The organism is Arthrobacter sp. AD-310, assembly GCF_054656615.1.
On sequence record NZ_BAAHNO010000010.1, the window covers coordinates 203,456 to 219,428 of the forward strand.

Genomic DNA, 15,973 nt, shown 5'->3' on the forward strand with positions numbered 1-15,973 from the left:
GGTTGGCCAATCAACGATGGCCTGGAGGATTTACGACGACGGGACGCCGGGTCCGGTGGGCCAGCGCAGCAATGCGGCGGTATCCGCGCCTTCGGGCAGGACGGGGCCGGGAACCAGGAGCACCCGGGCGTCCGTTAATGCCGCGGCCCGCAGGAGGGCAGCCGGTGCGGGGACCTTCCCCAGGACGTTTGCGGCCAAGGATTCCTCCTCGGCGAGGGCAATCCAGGGCTCGGCATCCAGGGCCAGCAAGGTCCGTTCGGCCAGTGCGGCATCATTGAGGATCAGGACATCCACCTGCGCCTGCTGCAGCGCGTGCACCACCGCGCCGATACCAATCGCTGATTCCGGGTTTGCCTGGCCTTCCTGCATGGCCAGGCGGTCCATGACATCCTGCTGCTCGGTGGCCCACAACTCGGCGACGCGCTGGTTGACCTGGTCCTCCAGGAGGCCGCTGTCCGCGCCGGCTGTGTGCGTGTGTGAATCCACCACGGAGACAATCGCCTGGCTGGCCTGGGACAGCTGCTCCTGGACAAGTCCGCGGGCACGGATATCGCCGGCCAGGACGATGAGGCGGGCACCGCTGCTGCTGACCACCCGGTCTATTTCCCCGGCAACTTCATCGGCGTTCCGGCGCCACACATCCTCCGTGTGGTGTTGGAACCGGAGGTGTGCCCAGCCGCCGCCCTGGAACTTGCTCACATGCTCGGATTCACCCTCGACCTCCCGGGTGCTGTCCGGTGCACCGGCGCCCGCGTGGTACAGCCTGATTTCGCCGTGTTCGCGGCTTACCTCCGCCACAACGTAGGGGAGGTCTTCGGGCCGGTGCTTGACCAGGGGCAGCAGGTCGGGAATCGGATCCACCGAGACGCGCTCGGGAAGGACGAGCTCTCCGGGGAGAACTTCGTTGATTTCCGTTTTGCCCTGGTGGACCAGGACGAACCGGGCCACCGGGGCTGGGACGCCCGTGGCCGGCTGGATCGCCTGTTCCATCGCGTCCAGGTCGGATCCGGCGGCCCCTTGGCCCTCGAGCTGGGTCCGGACATTGCCGGGGCTGACATCTGCAGCTTCCAGGGTATCCACGGTTCCCGTGCCCGCATTGACATAGGCGGTGCACCACGGGCCCGGCTGCCGGTAAAGGTCCGCGTACTGCTTCAAGGTGCCGGTCACTGTTCCCCCTCCCCGCCATCCGACGGATCAGGCGTTGCCACCGGTTTGAGGGCGTCCCGGACCTCTGCGGCATCCGTGTCATCCGGGAAGGGCTCTGTTTCGCGGAATTCTTCCGCGTGTGGCGGCTTGGTTCCGTGCACCGCTGCCTGGGCTTCGTGCTTCATCTGGTCATCCAGCTCGGAGCCGTGCTTGTTACTTCCTCGTTCGGCCATGACGATCTCCTTCGCGTGTGATTAGTATCACAGGCTTACTATCTCGTCACTTCACCGTAGCACCACCGGGCGGGGGTTTACAGGGGCCAATCCACGCGCATCGGGTCAGGCGGGGCAGGCCGCCGTCAATGCCTCGACTGAGTCCGCCGGCACCTGGTCTCCGGCCTCGGCAATCTCGCCCAACGGCGTCGTAATTTCCGCGGGAACCCCGGCGGTACGGGCTGCGGAAGCCAGGCCGCCGAGTACCTGCTTGTCTTCAACACTCACCAACCCGTCCTGCACTACGGCGCAGATTTGCCGCGTCACTTCGTCCGCGGCAGCCGTCGCAACCTTTGAAGCGGCGTCATTGGCGGCGTTGGTCGCGGCCTCCTCGACGGCACCGCAGCCGGCGGCCAGGAGCAGGAGCGGGGCAATGGACAGGGCGGCGAGGTGGCGTTTCATCCGTCCAGCCTACCGGTTTGCCCCTGAGCGCCCCTGGGCCCGGGCCGGGGGGCGGGTCCGGTCTTGGTGGTCAGGGATGTTCAGCGGGAACTGCGTGCCGGCGCGGCAAGGACGCTGTCCAGAAGGCTGTTCCGGAACTTCCCCAGCGGATCGTGCCGTTCTGCGAGGGCACGGAAATCCGGGAAGCGGGGGTAGAGCGCGTCCCAGTCATAGCCGGATGGGGTGAAGAGCTTGCCCCAGTGCGGACGTGACCCGAAGGGCCGCAGCAGTTCCTCCAGTTCCGGAAGGAGGGCCTCCACTTCCGGCTGCAGCGGTTTCCAGGTGAAGTGCAGTGCAACGCTTTGCTGCCGGTAGAACGGGCTGAGCCAGAATTCGTCGGCGGCGATTGTGCGGATTTCTGAAACGAACAGTAGGGGGGCCAGCTTGTCCGCGAGGCCGCGGACTGCCTGGATGGCGGCAGGCGCGTGTTCCAGCGGCAGGATGAATTCGCTCTGGAGCTCGTCACCGTTACTGGGTGTGAATTCGTGGCGGAAATGCGGCAGCCGGTCCAGCCACGGGCCCGCCTCGTCCAGCTGGACCGTGCAGTTTTCCGCGGACATGTCCGGAAGCGGGTGGCGCGGGCGTGTGGCGGCTGTGGCGCCGAACAGCTCCGGAAGGGGAGGTTCGCCGTCGAGCGCTTTGATCCAGACCTGGCTGACGGTGTCCCCGGCGTAGTCGGTGAAGAGGCTGACGCTGTAGGCACAGGACATCACGGCGTCAAAGCCTTCCAGCGCCCGGTCCCACGGCAGGCTTTCCAGTACGCGCTGGCGCACGCGGAAGCTGGGACGGACCGCCAGTTCGACGCCGGTGACGATGCCGAGGGCACCGAGGCCCACGACGCTGGCCAGGAATTCGTCACCGTCCGCCCTGGTGAGCTTGGCGGGCTCCCCGGAGGGACGGACCAGTTCGATGGATTCGACGGCGCCGGCCAGCGCCTGGTTGTTGACGCCCGATCCGTGGGTTCCTGTCTGCACTGCCCCGGCGACCGAGATGTGGGGAAGTGATGCCAGGTTGTGAATGGCGAGGCCTGACTGTTCGAGCACCCGGCAAAGGGCGCCGTAGCTCACACCGCCGCTGACGCGGACTTTTTGCCGGGCGGCATCTACGCTGATGTTCTGCGGGAGGGCGTCCAGCAGGATATGCGTGCCCCCGGTATCGCCCACGGTGTTAAAGGAGTGGCGGGAGCCCAGGGCCTTGACCTTGGCGGAGCGGGCGACCACCTTCCCCAGTTCAGCCACCGACTCAGGACGCTGGACGTCCGCGGAGGCATATTCGAGGTTGCCCGCCCAGTTCTTCATGAAGTCTGCCTCCGTTTAATGTGTCCCGGAATCCTCCGTCATGGCGTACGACGGGGAGCGGGGACAGGGACTGCCCAAGCCTGTTCCGGTAGTTTCCGGAACCAAATCAGCGTACGGAGGTGCCCGCTTCCCCGTCAAGGGTTGGCAGTCCTCCAGCGTCAGGATTACGCAGGAGGGCGCGTGCTTTCCCTGACCACGAGCTTGGTGGCCAGCTCCAACCGCGGGCTTTCCACAACTTCACCCTGCACGAGCCTAAGCAGGGTGCGCGCCGCGAGCCTCCCCATCTCCACCAGCGGTTGCCTCACAGTCGTCAGCGGCGGGGATGCCCAGCGCGCTTCGGGAAGGTCGTCGAACCCCACCACGCTGACATCTTCAGGAACCCGCAGGCCCTCCTTCCGGAGCGCCTCGTACACCCCGAGCGCCATCTGGTCGCTGGCAGCAAAGACGGCGGTGGGTGGTTGGTCAAGGTGGAGCAGCACGCCCCCGGCCCTGAAGCCGGATGAATAATCGAAATCGCCTTCCACCACCAGGTCGGGGTCGAAGGGAAGGCCTGCGGCGTCCAGCCCGGCCCGGTACCCATCCAGTCGCGCCCTGCTGCACCACAGGCCTGGTGCGCCGGCAACGAAACCGATCCGGCGGTGCCCCAATCCGATAAGGTGCTCCGTCGCTCCCACGGCGCCCGTCCAGTTCGTGGCCCCGATGGTGGGAACCTCCAGGTCGGGCACGCCCGCGGGATCAATGACGACGGCGGGAACGTCCAGGCGCTTCAGTTCCGCCCGCAGGAAGGAATCCAAATCCGTTGTGACGAGGATGGCGCCATCACTGGCGCGGGCGCCCACGTTCTCCAGCCACTGCCTGGTCGACGTGGGACTTTTTTTCCGGTGGATCGCTGACACGACCGTGGAAGCGCCGGCTTCATTCGCCGCCTCCTCAACCCCGCGGATGATTTCAACGGCCCACGGGCTGTCGAGATCGTTGAAGACAAGGTCGATCAGGCCCGAGCGGACATCCGGCCGGACGCCACGCCGCTGATAGCCATGGTCCCGCAGCAGGGTTTCCACCCGCTCCCGGGTTTGGGCGGACACATCCCCCCGGTTATTGAGCACGCGGGAGACGGTAGGAACTGACACCCCGGCTTCAGCGGCAATAGCCGAGATCGTGGTTGCCGGGCGCTGGGTCTTGGGCACGCTTTCCTCCTGATATCGCTGCAAGTATAGGTCGTCCTGCGGCAGCCAGGACCGAAATATTTGCGAACCCCTTGACGGTCCTTCCGGAAGGTTCTTAGTCTACAACGACAGATTTCCGGAAGTTTCCGGAAATGTCTGCCCGCCGCAACGCGGGCGGTTCCACCTCAAAGGAGAGCTCTTGATGAAGGTCGCCAAACTTGTCGCCGCCGCCGCACTGGCGTCGACGTTTGTCCTCCCCGCCGCACTGCCCGCCATGGCAGCGGGAAATGACAGCCCGCAAGCCCCTGGCCTTGCCAAGCAGGACACCCTGCGCTGGGCTGCGCCCAAGGATGTCCGCATTGGCACTGCAGTCGCAGGCGGCGGTCACCACGAAACAATGCCCTACCCCAACCCCTTCACGTCCGATGCGCAGTACCGCGATGTCCTGGCGGCTGAGTTCAGCTCTGTGTCACCCGAAAACCAGGCGAAGTGGGAATTCATCCACCCCCAGCGGGACCAGTACCGGTTCGCTGAAATGGACGCCATCGTTGAATTCGCCCAGCAGCACGGCCAGGTAGTCCGCGGCCACACGCTGTTCTGGCACAGCCAGAACCCCGCCTGGCTGGAACAGGGCAACTTCAGCAAGGATGAACTGCGCTCCATCCTCAAGGACCACATCACCACTGTGGTGGGCCGGTATGCGGGCAAGATCCAGCAGTGGGATGTCGCCAACGAGATCTTCAACGGCGACGGAACGCTGCGCACTACGGACAACATCTGGATCCGCGAACTTGGTCCGGAAATCATCGCCGATGCATTCCGCTGGGCACACGAAGCCGATCCGAATGCCAAGCTGTTCTTCAATGACTACGGCGTGGAAAGCATCAACCCCAAGAGCACTGCCTACATCGGACTCATCTCCAACCTCCTGGCCCAGGGCGTCAAGGTGGACGGGTTCGCGGTACAGGGCCACCTGAGCACCCAGTACGGCTTCCCGGGAGACCTGCAGGCGAACCTCCAGCGCTTCGACGACCTTGGCCTGGAGACTGCCGTCACCGAAATCGACGTGCGGATGGAGATTGCCGCCGGCGCCAAGCCGACGGATGCGCAGCTGGCCAAGCAGGCGAGCTACTACCAGCGCGCGCTGGAAGCATGCCTCAACGTCGACGACTGCAACTCGTTCACCATTTGGGGCTTCAACGACAAGTACTCCTGGGTGCCTGTCTTCTTTAGCGGACAGGGTGAGGCGACGGTGATGTGGGAGGACTACACCCGCAAGCCCTCGTACTACGCCCTGCAGTCCACGCTCCTGAAGGCGAACCCGGGCGGAGAGCAGCGCCTGGAGAACCACCCTGCCTACCAGCGGTAAGCACGGCAGCACCGGCTAAGTGAACAAGGCGGGCCTGGAACCACAAGGTTCCAGGCCCGCTCCTGTTTTCAGCTGCTACCCCTCCACAGCGTGGATGCGGAAGGCCAGCGAATGCGATTCGCCGGGTTCCAGGACCACAACATCCTGCCCGGTGTTGAAGGCATTGGGCGGGCACGTCATTGGCTCCACGGCCATGCCCTTCCGCCCGCGCAGCTCGCCGGAGTAGACCTGCAGCCAGGGCGCGCTGGTGCCGTCGGCTTCCACCACTGCCGCGAGCCTCAGGGCCGGATTCCGCAGGGTAACGTTCCATGGCCCTTCGGGAAGTGCGGTGAAGGCATGATCGAGTGACTGGGAGTCCACGGTCCGCGCCTGCGCAAAGTCGAAGTCGGTGCCCGCGGTATCCAGGAGCTCCGTGGGCTGGAGCCTGTCATCGGTCAGGAGGACTTTGCCTGCGCGGAAGCTCAGTTCGCAGGTGGCGATGTCTTCGCCGCCAGCGGTGATGTAGGGGTGGGAGCCGCAACCATACGGCGCTGCCGTTGTACCGCGGTTCGTCGCAGCCAGGTGGACAGCAAGGCCATTTTCGGCGTCCAGGGTGTATCGGGCCGAGAGTGCGAGCTGGAACGGATAACCGGGTTCGCCGTGCAGCAGATGCGTGAGCACCACATCGGAACCGGAGCGTTGCTCCACCTGCCAGTCGTTCCACAGCGCAAGCCCGTGCAGTGCGCTGCCGGTGGCCGCCTCGTTGACCGGCAGTTCATAGCGTCGCCCCGCGAAGCTGTAGGTTCCGCTGGTAATCCGGTTTGGCCACGGCATGAGTACTTTTCCCGCGTATGCGGGCGGCAGCTCGTCGGCGGGGAAGGGCAGGACAATGTCCTCACCCCGAAACGACAGCCCGACCAGGGCAGCGCCCACGCTGGCAACAGTCGCCCGGTAATGTCCCGCCTCAAGGATGATGAGTTCTCCATTGGGCGCAGCGGCAGGTGGCATGGGTGTTCCTTTCAGAAGGTGCTGCCCGGAGGATCAGTCGGGGCAGGCCGCAGTACTTTGGCGGACAACAAGCGACGTTGCGAGGTCGAGCCGGAGGTTGTTGGGCCGTTCGCCCTCGCGGAGGCGCAGGACCATCCGGGCGGCCTCTTCCGCCATCTCGATCAGCGGCTGGTGCACCGTGGTCAGTGAGGGGCTGGACCAGCGTGCCACCTGCAGGTCGTCATAGCCGACGATGGACAGCTGGGCGGGGACAGCTATGCCGAGCTGCCGCGCAGCGTCGAGCACGCCGAGCGCCTGCAGATCACTGCCCGCGAAGATGGCCGTGGGCCGGTTGTCCGCCTGGAGCAGTTCAAGGGCGTGCCTCCGGCCGCCGTCCACATGGAAGTCGCCGTACCTGATGAGCGTCCGGTCCAGGGGGATGCCCGCTGTGTTCAGGGCGGAGCTGTAGCCGTCAATCCGGGCCAGGGAGCACATCATGTCCTCCGGCCCGGAGATGGCGGCAATGCGGGTATGGCCAAGCTCGATGAGGTGGCGGGTGGCCATCATGCCACCGGCCCAGTTTGCGGACCCAACGGACGGCACATCGGGGGCCGGATCACCGGCCGGATCGATAATCACGAAGGGGATGGAGCGGGCGTCCAGCTGCTGCCTGTATTCCTGCGGCAGGTCGGAAAAGACCAGGACTACCCCGGCGGGCCTGCGCGCCATCACGCCCTCAACCCAGTCAGCTCCCGGCGCCTGCCTGGTACCGCTTTCGGTGAGGATGACACTCATGCCGTTCGCTTTTGCCACGTTTTCGACGCCGCGGATGATTTCCAGAGCCCACGCACTTTCGAGCTCGTGGAAAACGAGCTCAAGGAGTGCGGATTTCGACGCCGTCGTTTTTCGCCTTTTGTAGCCGTGTTCTTCCAGCAGCTCCTCAACTTTCGAGCGCGTTTTACGAGAAACGTCGGAGCGGCCGTTGAGAACCTTTGAGATTGTCGACAGCGAAACGCCCGCCTCCTCCGCCAACTGGGCGAGGGTGACGCGCGTGTCGGAAGATGCAGGGCTGGACATGAGGACCAGCATAGCGGCACGCGGCCTACTTTTCGCCACAAAAGTTTCGCGCCTTGCACCTCCGCTGTGTCGCAACTTACACTGGCTGCATCAAATAACTTTCGATGAAAAAATCGAAACTTTCGAGAGGCGTTCGAAGATGAACAACCATGGATGGGTCGCCCGGGCGCTTGCCGGCGGTGCGGCGCTTGCCCTTGGCCTGACGATGGCCGGCTGTTCCGGAGGGTCCGGGGCATCGAGCCGGCCCGAGAATGAACTGCACGTCGCAATGTACGGCGACGCAGGCAACACCGTTGAACAGAAGATGATCGACGAGTTTAATGCCACCTCCGAGGTGAAGATCGTCCTCGACAAGATCCCCGGTGCCGAGTACCAGTCCAAGCTGCAGACGATCATGGACACGCCCACCGCTCCCGACATCTTCTTCAACTGGGGCGGCGGCAGCATCAAGAGCTTTGTGGACGCCGACCTGGTGCTTCCCCTTGATGACTTCATCAAGGAAGAGCCGCAGCTGAAGGACGCCTTCCTGCCGTCCGTCTTCGAAACCGCAGTGGTGGACGGCAAGGCCTACGGCGTTCCCATGCGGGGAACCCAGCCTGTCATGCTCTTCAACAATTCAAAGGTCCTGGCGGATGCCGGCATCAGCAAGCCGCCGGCAACCTGGGAGGAACTGCTGGAGGACGTGAAGATCCTCAAGGACAAGGGCATCACCCCCATCGCGCTGGGCGCCGGTGACCGCTGGCCCACCCTGATGTGGTTCGAGTACCTCTACGACCGCGTTGCAGGGGAAGGCCTGTTCCAGAAGGCCCTGGAGGGCGACACCAGCGTCTGGGAATCGGAAGACAGCCGCAAGGCGCTCAGCATGCTTCGGGAACTCGTCGACGCCGGCGCGTTCGGCACCAACTTCGACTCCGTGAAGTTCACGGACGGCGGGTCCCCGGCCCTGCTGGCGAGTGGCAAGGCCGGTTTTGAACTGATGGGCTCGTGGGAGTACTCCACCCAGCAGAGCAACGATGCCCAGTTCGCAGCGGACGTCCTGGGTTACAGCGAATTCCCGACGATCGAAGGTGGAAAGGGCGACGAGGACAATCTGGTCGGCAACACGAACAACTTCTACTCCATCCACAAGAACACGCGCTATCCCGAAGCTGCCCGCGATTTCCTGAAACTCATGTACTCGGACAAGTTCGTGCAGGAACAGGTAGCCATCGGAAACCTCCCCACCACCACCAGCACCGAGAAATTCCTCGATAAGGCGGCGGACCCCGAATACGCCAAGTACCAGTTCAGCCTGGTTAAGGACGCCCCGTCCTTCCAGCTCTCCTGGGACCAGGCGTACCCGCCGGAAGCAACCGTCACCATCCTCACCGCCGTTTCGCAGTTCTTCAGCGGACAGATTGACGAAGACGGCTTCATCAAGGCCATGCAGAGCCTCTAGGAAAAACCATGACCACCACGCTTGCAAACCGCAGGCGCCCGGCGCGTGCGGGCGGCTCCGAAGAGGGCCGCCCCGCGCGCCGGGGTGGCTCCTCCTCGAGCCGCCCCGGTTTCGCCTGGGCCCTTCCTGCCACCATCTTCTTCGGACTTTTCGCACTGGTCCCGCTGATTGCGGTAGCCGTGCTGTCCTTCACCTCCTGGAGGGGCCTGGGCGACCCCAAGTTCGTGGGACTCAAGAACTGGGAATCCCTCTTCCAGGATCCTGTGATGCTCCAGAGCCTGTGGCTCAGCCTGCTGTTCATCGTGCTGGGCATCGTTACACAGACGCCGCTGAGCATCCTGCTGGGCGTCTGGGCGGCCGGAAACCAGAAAAACCGCGCTATCCTCAGCGCCATCTATTTCGTCCCGCTGCTGCTGTCCTCCGCAGCGATCTCCGTCCTGTGGCGTGCCCTGCTTGACCCCAACTTCGGTATCCCCGGCCAGATGTCCTGGCTGTTCGGAGACGGCAACGTGCTGGGTACTCAAACGGGCGCCATTGCAGTGCTGATCTTTGTTGGCATGTGGCAGTTCACGCCGTTCCACACACTCATCTACCAAGGCGCGGCCCGGCAGATTCCGCCGGTTCTGTACCAAGCTGCCTCGATCGACGGCGCAGGAACCGTGCGGCAATTCTTCAGCATTACCCTGCCGCAACTGAGGAACAGCATCATCACCTCCGTGATCCTGATGGTGGTGGGCGGGCTGACCACTTTTGAAACCGTCCTCATCCTGACCAACGGCGGGCCCGGTACCGGCACCACCATCACTGCCTTCCACATGTACCAGGAAGCGTTCCGCCGGTTCGATTTCGGTGCGGGCAGCGCCATTGCCCTCGTCCTCGTCGTCATCTCCACGGCAATCTCCTTCGCTGTGGTCCGCGTTTCCGGATACGACAAGATGCGCAGCTCCCTGGAGGGGATCTAAGTGAAAACGCGTCCCAATTACCTCGCCGGCATCGGTGCCTTCATCTGGCTCGCCATTGTTGCCGTTCCTCTCTACGTCATGCTTTCCGCGACGTTCCAGACCCGCGCGGAGTTTGGTGACAACGGGCCGTTGTCATTTCCGACCAGCTTCACCCTGCAGAACTACGTCGATGCCATCACCAGCGGGTTCGGCCGGTACTTCCTCAACACCATCATCGTGACGGCGGGCGTCGTTGGCCTGGTCCTGCTCCTGGTGCCCCCGCTCAGCTACGCGATCGTTCGGAGCCAGAGCCGTGCTGCCTCGGTCATTTTCCGCGTGTTCCTGCTGGGTCTGGCCATTCCCGCCCAGGCTGTCATCGTCCCGGTGTTCTACCTGATCAACACAGTGGGCCTGTACGACAACCTCCTTGGCGTCATTCTCCCGACGGCGGCCTTCGCCCTTCCGATCTGCACAATCATCCTCTGCGGCACCATGCGGGACATCACCCCTGAGCTGTATGAAGCCATGGCGATGGATGGTGCATCCCCCGCCCGTTCCTTCCTCCGCCTGGTACTGCCGCTGTCCAAGGGCGGCTTGTCCACCATCGCCGTGTTCTCGGCGCTGCAGGCCTGGAACGGATTCCTCTTCCCGCTGATCCTGACGCAGTCCGAATCCACCCGGGTGGTCACCCTCGGCCTCTTCAACTTCCAGACACAGTTCGGCATCAACATCCCCGGACTCCTGGCGGCTGTGACCCTCTCCATGGTGCCGGTACTGCTCGCATACCTCTTCGCGCGCCGCGCGCTTGTCCAGGGCCTCATGGGCGCTGGCGGAAAGTAGCCATGACCCAGACGACAACCCACAGCGCCCCCTGGCACGACCCTGCCGCCAGCCCACAGGAGCGCGCAGACAGCCTCATCGCCGCCATGACTCTCAAGGAAAAGACCGCCCAGCTCTATGGAGTCTGGGTGGGTGCTTCCAGCGAGGGCGGCGAAGTCGCGCCGCACCAGAATGAAATGAACCCGCCGGTCGATCTCGACGAAATCCTGCCCAATGGCCTGGGCCAGCTCACCAGGCCGTTCGGCACCGCACCGGTGGACCCGGCACTGGGCGCCCTCTCCCTCCAGCGGACCCAGCAGCGCATTGCGGCCGCGAACCGCTTCGGCATTCCGGCACTGGTCCACGAAGAGTGCCTCGCCGGGTTTGCCACCTGGCAGGCAACGGCCTACCCGGTTCCGCTGGCCTGGGGAGCCACGTTCGACGCCGACCTTATCCGCACCATGGGTTCCGCGATCGGTGCCGACATGCGGTCGGTCGGCGTGCACCAGGGCCTCGCCCCCGTCCTGGACGTGGTCCGCGACGCGCGCTGGGGCCGGGTGGAGGAAACCATCGGTGAAGACCCCTACCTGATCGGGACGCTGGCCACCGCCTACATCCAGGGCCTGGAAAGCAGCGGCGTCGTGGCCACCCTGAAGCACTTTGTGGGCTATTCCGCATCAAAGGCAGGCCGCAACCTGGCCCCCGTGTCAGTGGGTGCCCGCGAGCTTGCCGATGTTTTGCTTCCGCCGTTCGAAATGGCCATTCGGGAATCCGGCGTCCGCTCCGTCATGCACGCCTACACGGACCTGGACGGCGTTCCCACCGCCGCCGACACTTCGCTGCTCACCGGTCTCCTGCGCGACACCTGGGGATTCGACGGCACCGTGGTGGCGGACTACTTCGGCGTCGCCTTCCTCAAGAACCTGCACGGGGTCGCCGGAACCTTTGGAGAAGCCGCAGCCGCCGCCCTGGCCGCCGGCGTCGACGTCGAGCTTCCCACTGTGCACGCCTTTGGTGAGCACCTTATCGCCGAAGTCGAGGCCGGCAGGGTCCCCACCGGCCTCATCGACCGGGCCCTGCGCCGTGTCCTGGTACAGAAGATCGAACTGGGGCTGCTGGACGGGGACTGGTCGGCGGTTCCCCCTGCATTGCAGGGCGCAGACCTTCGCGATCCCGCCGCCCTGGAGGGAAGCATCAGCCTGGACAAGGCAGCCAACCGGGAGCTTGCGGCGCGGATCGCCGAACAGTCCATCGTCCTGGCCAGCAACAACGGCATCCTGCCACTGCGCAGCCCCGGCCGTATCGCCGTCGTGGGCCCCAATGCGGACAATGCCCAGGCCTTCCTTGGCTGCTACTCCTTCCCGGCCCATGTCGGCGGACAGCACCCCGACGTCCCGATCGGCATCGAACTGCCCACCGTGGCCCAGTCCCTCAAGGCCGAATTCCCGGACAGCACCATCACGGTGACGGCCGGTTGTACCATCGACGGCACGTCCACGGAAGGATTTGACGACGCCGCTGCTGCCGCCGCCGCCGCGGACGTTGTCATCGCCGTCCTGGGAGACCGCGCCGGCCTGTTCGGCCGCGGCACCAGCGGTGAGGGCTGCGACGCGGAGTCCCTGGTCCTCCCGGGCGTCCAGCAGCAGCTACTGGACCGGCTGGTCGAAACCGGGAAACCCGTTGTCCTGGTGCTCCTCACGGGCCGTCCGTACGCTGTGGGCTCGGCCGTCCGCGACGCCGCGGCGATTGTGCAGGCCTTCTTCCCTGGTGAAGAGGGCGGTCCTGCCGTGGCCAGGGTCCTCAGCGGCAGCGTCAATCCGAGCGGAAGGCTGCCGGTGAGCATACCCGCCCGGCCGGGAGCCCAGCCGTCAACCTACCTGGCAGCCCCGCTTGCCCAGGCCAGCAGCGTGTCCAACATCGATCCTGCCGCCGCCTACCCGTTCGGCCACGGACTCAGCTACACCACCTTCGAATGGAGCGGGCTGGAGCTCGAAGGCCCCTCAACGGTGGCGGTGGACGGCGCCGCGCATGCGGCCCTGACCGTCACCAACACGGGTGACCGGGCCGGCGTCGAACTCGTCCAGCTCTACCTGCACGACCCTGTGGCCTCCGTGGTCCGTCCCGTGCAGAAGCTGGTGGGGTACGCCCGTGTGCCGCTCGAACCGAATGCCTCGGCACGGGTTTCCTTCACGGTTCCGGCCGACGTCGCATCCTTCACGGGACGCGACGGCCGCCGGATCGTTGAGCCCGGCGGCCTGGAACTTCGGTTTGGTGCCTCCAGTGGAGATATCCGGCTGCAGGCCACTATCGAATTGACGGGTGGGACGCGCGTTGTTGACCACACGCGCACCCTGCACTGCGGCGTAACCGTGACGCCGAACAACTGAGTCCGAAGGCAGGCGGCCGCGGAAACCCGCGGCCGCCTGCCAGCCTGAGAGGAACTTCCATGGGAACGCCGCACCGCCTCACGATCAAGGCCACGACCCGGTCCGAGGCTGATGACAAGCTCAACGCCTCCATCTACCAGCTTCAGGCCATGACCCAGGAGTCCCCGTTCCGAGGCATCCTGGTAACCAGGCATGGGCCCGGCCACTTCACCGCCGAGCTAAGCGACCTGGTCCCCTATGGGGAGACATGGGAATCCGTTCAGTCCACGGCCTTTGAGGATCCGGCACTGGCGGGGGAAGCCGTATTGAAGTAGGAACGGGCGTCCGGCGGCCGGATGTCAGCGACGGCGTCACTGAAGATCCGCATCGGATGCGGAGTGTACGGGTGTTCGGCAATGGCGTCATAGTCGAGCTCGATGCCCAGGCCCGGCCCTTCCGGAATGAGCACGTCGCCCTCGTTTGTCAGCTGAAGGCGCTCGCTGGAGATGTCCTGGCGCCAGGGCACATCCGTAGCCATGATTTCCAGGTACCGGAAGTTGGGCAAGGTGGCGCCCAGCTGCAGTGTTGCCGCTGTGCTGAGCGGTCCGCTGGGGTTGTGGGGGGCGAACGGAATGTAATGGGCTGCCGCAAGCGTGGAAATGAAGCTGAGTTCCAAAAAGCCGCCCGCGTGGGTGACGTCTGGCTGGATGTAATCCACGGCGTTGCGTGAGAGGACCGGGACGAAGGTGCTCCGCCCGAACCACCGCTCGCCGGCGGCGATCGGGACGGGAGATTTCGAGCGGACTTCCACCAGCGCATCTATCCCGTCCGGCGGGCACGGTTCCTCGAAGAACACCGGCTGGAACGGCTCGAGTTCCCGGGCCACGCGTATGGCAGTGGGAACGTCGAAACGGCCGTGCCCCTCGATGAAGAGCTCCACATCATCGCCGACCGCCTCCCGCACTGCTGCGACAGGCTCAAGCATGCGCCGGAGGTCCTTCGGCTCAAGGATCAGGTCGGCCGCTTCGAACGGATCCCATTTGAGGCCACGAAAACCCTGGGCAACCGTTTGAACGGCGGCCGCCGCGAAATCCTCCGGGGAAGAGGCACCCGAGAACCAGCCGTTCGCATATGCCCGCACCCTGTCGCGGACCTGTCCACCGAGCATCCGGTGCACCGGCACATCCAGGGCCCGGGCGGAGACATCCCACATGGCCATTTCCAGTGCGCTGAGCGCAGTCATGGAGACCGGTCCGCCCCGCCAGTAGGCATCCCGGTTAAGTTCGTAGATGGTGTGGGCTATCCGCGTCGGATCCTTGCCGCGGACCGCGTCGGCGAGGACGGCGACGGCGCCGCGCACCGCGTGCTCCTGGCCCTCGAGGGTTGCCTCGGCCACGCCGGTGATGCCGGCGTCGGTGCTCAGCCGGACGAAAATGAGGTTCGTCCGGTAGAAATCGACGACGACAGTGTCGAGGTTGGTGATTTTCATGCCCGGCGCTTCCTTCCTTCTGCTGCCGCCGGCGGGGCAGTGGAGTCCCGGACAATCAGATGGGTGGCAAGTTCCACCCGGTGGGAATCAGGGAATTCACCGTTGGCCTGCCGCAGTACCGACCGCAGGGCCGCGCGGCCCATTTCTTCCAGCGGCTGGGCGACGGAACTCAGCGAAGGGACGGATTCTGCACCCTGCTTCGTGCCGTCAAAGCCGATGAGGCTGATGTCTTCCGGGACCCTGATGCCGTGCCGGCCCGCTTCGCCCAGGACACCGAGTGCAATCGCGTCGCTCCCCGCGAAGATCGCGGTGGGCAGCTGATCGAGCCTGAGCAGCTCCTGAAACCCTGCGACGCCGCTTTCGCGCCGGAACTGGCCGCCGGACACGATGTACTGGGGGTCAACCGTAATACCGCGGGCCATCAGCGCTGCCATATAGCCATGGAGGCGCGCCTGGTTGCATTCCGCTTTCTCGATCCCGCCAATGTAGGCGATCCGCCGATGCCCCAGATCGAGCAGGTGTTCTGTCGCGGCCTTGCCGCCGGCCCAGTTTGTGGCTCCCACGCTGACCACGTCGGCCGACGGCGGGTTGAGGGGATCAATGACGACGACCGGTATCTTCCGGCGCCGGAACGCCTGCAGTTGTGACTCGCTGAACGCGGAGGTCACCACGATCATCCCGGCCCTGCCCTCATCCAGCATCCTCTGTGCGCGCCGCTGTGGGCTGGCCGGCGTCGCGAGATCACGGCCGGTGACGCTGACCAGGACTTCAACGTCCGCCGCCGCCGCGTACTGGAGTATCCCGTTGAGCACTTCGATCATGTAGGCGGAATCGAGCACGTCGATCACCACTTCAACAACAGTGCCCGTATCCACGGGGGAACGCCGCTGGAGGGGTGACTGGTAGCCGGACTGCTCGAGGGCGGCAAGGATACGGGCCCGGGTTTCAGGGGCGACATCTTCCCTGCCGTTCACAACCTTGGAAACTGTGGGCGCCGAGACGCCCGCCTGCCGCGCCACGGAGGCGAGCGTGGGCTTGGTCCGCTGGGGCGTTTTGGTCGTCATGGCGATCGCAATCTTTCGAATGTTTCGGAGACTTCATTCTGGCGAGGCCGCAGGTAAGCGTCAAGGCTTGTCCGGCGCGGAACTCGCGGCTTAAGGAAAGAAGCAGAAACCTCTTGACCCC

Annotated in this window: 15 protein-coding genes; 6 read left to right on the plus strand and 9 right to left on the minus strand. The window is 64.9% G+C overall.

The window, feature by feature from the left end:
- Positions 1 to 30 precede the first annotated feature (30 nt).
- The 5 genes from ACYQ1Z_RS07550 to ACYQ1Z_RS07570 all read right to left on the minus strand — a co-directional run bounded on the left by ACYQ1Z_RS07550 (position 31) and on the right by ACYQ1Z_RS07570 (position 4,344).
- On the minus strand, positions 31 to 1,167 hold the full coding sequence (locus ACYQ1Z_RS07550) for a baeRF2 domain-containing protein (RefSeq protein ID WP_459791867.1): 1,137 nt from the start codon (positions 1,165 to 1,167) through the stop codon (positions 31 to 33).
- Entirely contained in the window at positions 1,164 to 1,379 is a 216-nt protein-coding gene (locus ACYQ1Z_RS07555; protein WP_459791868.1) for a hypothetical protein, read from the minus strand. Before ACYQ1Z_RS07555 ends, ACYQ1Z_RS07550 begins: the two co-directional genes overlap by 4 nt.
- Before the next feature lie 105 nt (positions 1,380 to 1,484).
- Positions 1,485 to 1,820, minus strand: a complete 336-nt coding sequence (locus ACYQ1Z_RS07560) for a hypothetical protein (protein WP_459791869.1) — start codon at positions 1,818 to 1,820, stop codon at positions 1,485 to 1,487.
- 80 nt (positions 1,821 to 1,900) lie between these two features.
- Positions 1,901 to 3,157 carry a D-arabinono-1,4-lactone oxidase gene (locus ACYQ1Z_RS07565; protein ID WP_459791870.1) on the minus strand — a complete coding sequence of 419 codons (1,257 nt, stop codon included), beginning with the start codon at positions 3,155 to 3,157 and terminating at the stop codon, positions 1,901 to 1,903.
- 164 nt (positions 3,158 to 3,321) lie between these two features.
- Positions 3,322 to 4,344 (minus strand): LacI family DNA-binding transcriptional regulator, encoded by a 1,023-nt coding sequence (locus tag ACYQ1Z_RS07570; protein WP_459791871.1) that lies wholly within the window; start codon positions 4,342 to 4,344, stop codon positions 3,322 to 3,324.
- A 181-nt stretch (positions 4,345 to 4,525) separates the two neighbouring features.
- On the opposite strand from ACYQ1Z_RS07570, the gene ACYQ1Z_RS07575 reads away from it, so the two are divergent.
- Positions 4,526 to 5,692 (plus strand): endo-1,4-beta-xylanase, encoded by a 1,167-nt coding sequence (locus ACYQ1Z_RS07575; RefSeq protein WP_459791872.1) that lies wholly within the window; start codon positions 4,526 to 4,528, stop codon positions 5,690 to 5,692.
- A gap of 75 nt (positions 5,693 to 5,767) precedes the next feature.
- Here the strand turns inward: ACYQ1Z_RS07575 and ACYQ1Z_RS07580 are convergent, their stop codons facing one another.
- Both ACYQ1Z_RS07580 and ACYQ1Z_RS07585 read right to left on the minus strand, forming a co-directional pair.
- A complete protein-coding gene (locus tag ACYQ1Z_RS07580) occupies positions 5,768 to 6,679 on the minus strand; it encodes an aldose-1-epimerase (protein WP_459791873.1) in 912 nt (303 codons plus the stop codon).
- Positions 6,680 to 6,712: 33 nt separating this feature from the next.
- A complete protein-coding gene (locus ACYQ1Z_RS07585) occupies positions 6,713 to 7,735 on the minus strand; it encodes a LacI family DNA-binding transcriptional regulator (RefSeq protein ID WP_459791874.1) in 1,023 nt (340 codons plus the stop codon).
- Positions 7,736 to 7,874: 139 nt separating this feature from the next.
- Between ACYQ1Z_RS07585 and ACYQ1Z_RS07590 the strand changes: the two genes are divergently transcribed.
- From ACYQ1Z_RS07590 to ACYQ1Z_RS07610, 5 genes are read left to right on the plus strand one after another with little or no spacing between them, the layout of a single operon-like run.
- Positions 7,875 to 9,173, plus strand: coding sequence for an extracellular solute-binding protein (locus tag ACYQ1Z_RS07590; protein WP_459791875.1), 1,299 nt, complete (start codon positions 7,875 to 7,877; stop codon positions 9,171 to 9,173).
- Between the two features lie 8 nt (positions 9,174 to 9,181).
- Positions 9,182 to 10,135 (plus strand): carbohydrate ABC transporter permease, encoded by a 954-nt coding sequence (locus ACYQ1Z_RS07595; RefSeq protein WP_459791876.1) that lies wholly within the window; start codon positions 9,182 to 9,184, stop codon positions 10,133 to 10,135.
- On the plus strand, positions 10,136 to 10,954 hold the full coding sequence (locus ACYQ1Z_RS07600) for a carbohydrate ABC transporter permease (protein WP_459791877.1): 819 nt from the start codon (positions 10,136 to 10,138) through the stop codon (positions 10,952 to 10,954).
- Between the two features lie 2 nt (positions 10,955 to 10,956).
- On the plus strand, positions 10,957 to 13,320 hold the full coding sequence (locus ACYQ1Z_RS07605) for a beta-xylosidase/alpha-l-arabinosidase (protein ID WP_459791878.1): 2,364 nt from the start codon (positions 10,957 to 10,959) through the stop codon (positions 13,318 to 13,320).
- A gap of 59 nt (positions 13,321 to 13,379) precedes the next feature.
- On the plus strand, positions 13,380 to 13,634 hold the full coding sequence (locus tag ACYQ1Z_RS07610) for a hypothetical protein (RefSeq protein ID WP_459791879.1): 255 nt from the start codon (positions 13,380 to 13,382) through the stop codon (positions 13,632 to 13,634).
- Here the strand turns inward: ACYQ1Z_RS07610 and ACYQ1Z_RS07615 are convergent.
- The gene (locus ACYQ1Z_RS07615) at positions 13,580 to 14,788 is read right to left on the minus strand and encodes a mandelate racemase/muconate lactonizing enzyme family protein (RefSeq protein WP_459791880.1); all 1,209 of its coding nucleotides are present in this window, start codon (positions 14,786 to 14,788) and stop codon (positions 13,580 to 13,582) included. The genes ACYQ1Z_RS07610 and ACYQ1Z_RS07615 overlap by 55 nt on opposite strands.
- Positions 14,785 to 15,852, minus strand: coding sequence for a LacI family DNA-binding transcriptional regulator (locus tag ACYQ1Z_RS07620; protein ID WP_459791881.1), 1,068 nt, complete (start codon positions 15,850 to 15,852; stop codon positions 14,785 to 14,787). Before ACYQ1Z_RS07620 ends, ACYQ1Z_RS07615 begins: the two co-directional genes overlap by 4 nt.
- Between the last annotated feature and the right edge of the window lie 121 nt (positions 15,853 to 15,973).

Coding starts and splice junctions, on each gene's coding strand:
- ACYQ1Z_RS07555 (WP_459791868.1), bottom strand. CDS start 1,379: ATGGCCGAACGAGGAAGTAACAAGCACGGCTCCGAGCTGGATGACCAG.
- ACYQ1Z_RS07560 (WP_459791869.1), bottom strand. CDS start 1,820: ATGAAACGCCACCTCGCCGCCCTGTCCATTGCCCCGCTCCTGCTCCTG.
- ACYQ1Z_RS07565 (WP_459791870.1), bottom strand. CDS start 3,157: ATGAAGAACTGGGCGGGCAACCTCGAATATGCCTCCGCGGACGTCCAG.
- ACYQ1Z_RS07575 (WP_459791872.1), top strand. CDS start 4,526: ATGAAGGTCGCCAAACTTGTCGCCGCCGCCGCACTGGCGTCGACGTTT.
- ACYQ1Z_RS07580 (WP_459791873.1), bottom strand. CDS start 6,679: ATGCCACCTGCCGCTGCGCCCAATGGAGAACTCATCATCCTTGAGGCG.
- ACYQ1Z_RS07585 (WP_459791874.1), bottom strand. CDS start 7,735: ATGTCCAGCCCTGCATCTTCCGACACGCGCGTCACCCTCGCCCAGTTG.
- ACYQ1Z_RS07590 (WP_459791875.1), top strand. CDS start 7,875: ATGAACAACCATGGATGGGTCGCCCGGGCGCTTGCCGGCGGTGCGGCG.
- ACYQ1Z_RS07595 (WP_459791876.1), top strand. CDS start 9,182: ATGACCACCACGCTTGCAAACCGCAGGCGCCCGGCGCGTGCGGGCGGC.
- ACYQ1Z_RS07605 (WP_459791878.1), top strand. CDS start 10,957: ATGACCCAGACGACAACCCACAGCGCCCCCTGGCACGACCCTGCCGCC.
- ACYQ1Z_RS07610 (WP_459791879.1), top strand. CDS start 13,380: ATGGGAACGCCGCACCGCCTCACGATCAAGGCCACGACCCGGTCCGAG.
- ACYQ1Z_RS07615 (WP_459791880.1), bottom strand. CDS start 14,788: ATGAAAATCACCAACCTCGACACTGTCGTCGTCGATTTCTACCGGACG.
- ACYQ1Z_RS07620 (WP_459791881.1), bottom strand. CDS start 15,852: ATGACGACCAAAACGCCCCAGCGGACCAAGCCCACGCTCGCCTCCGTG.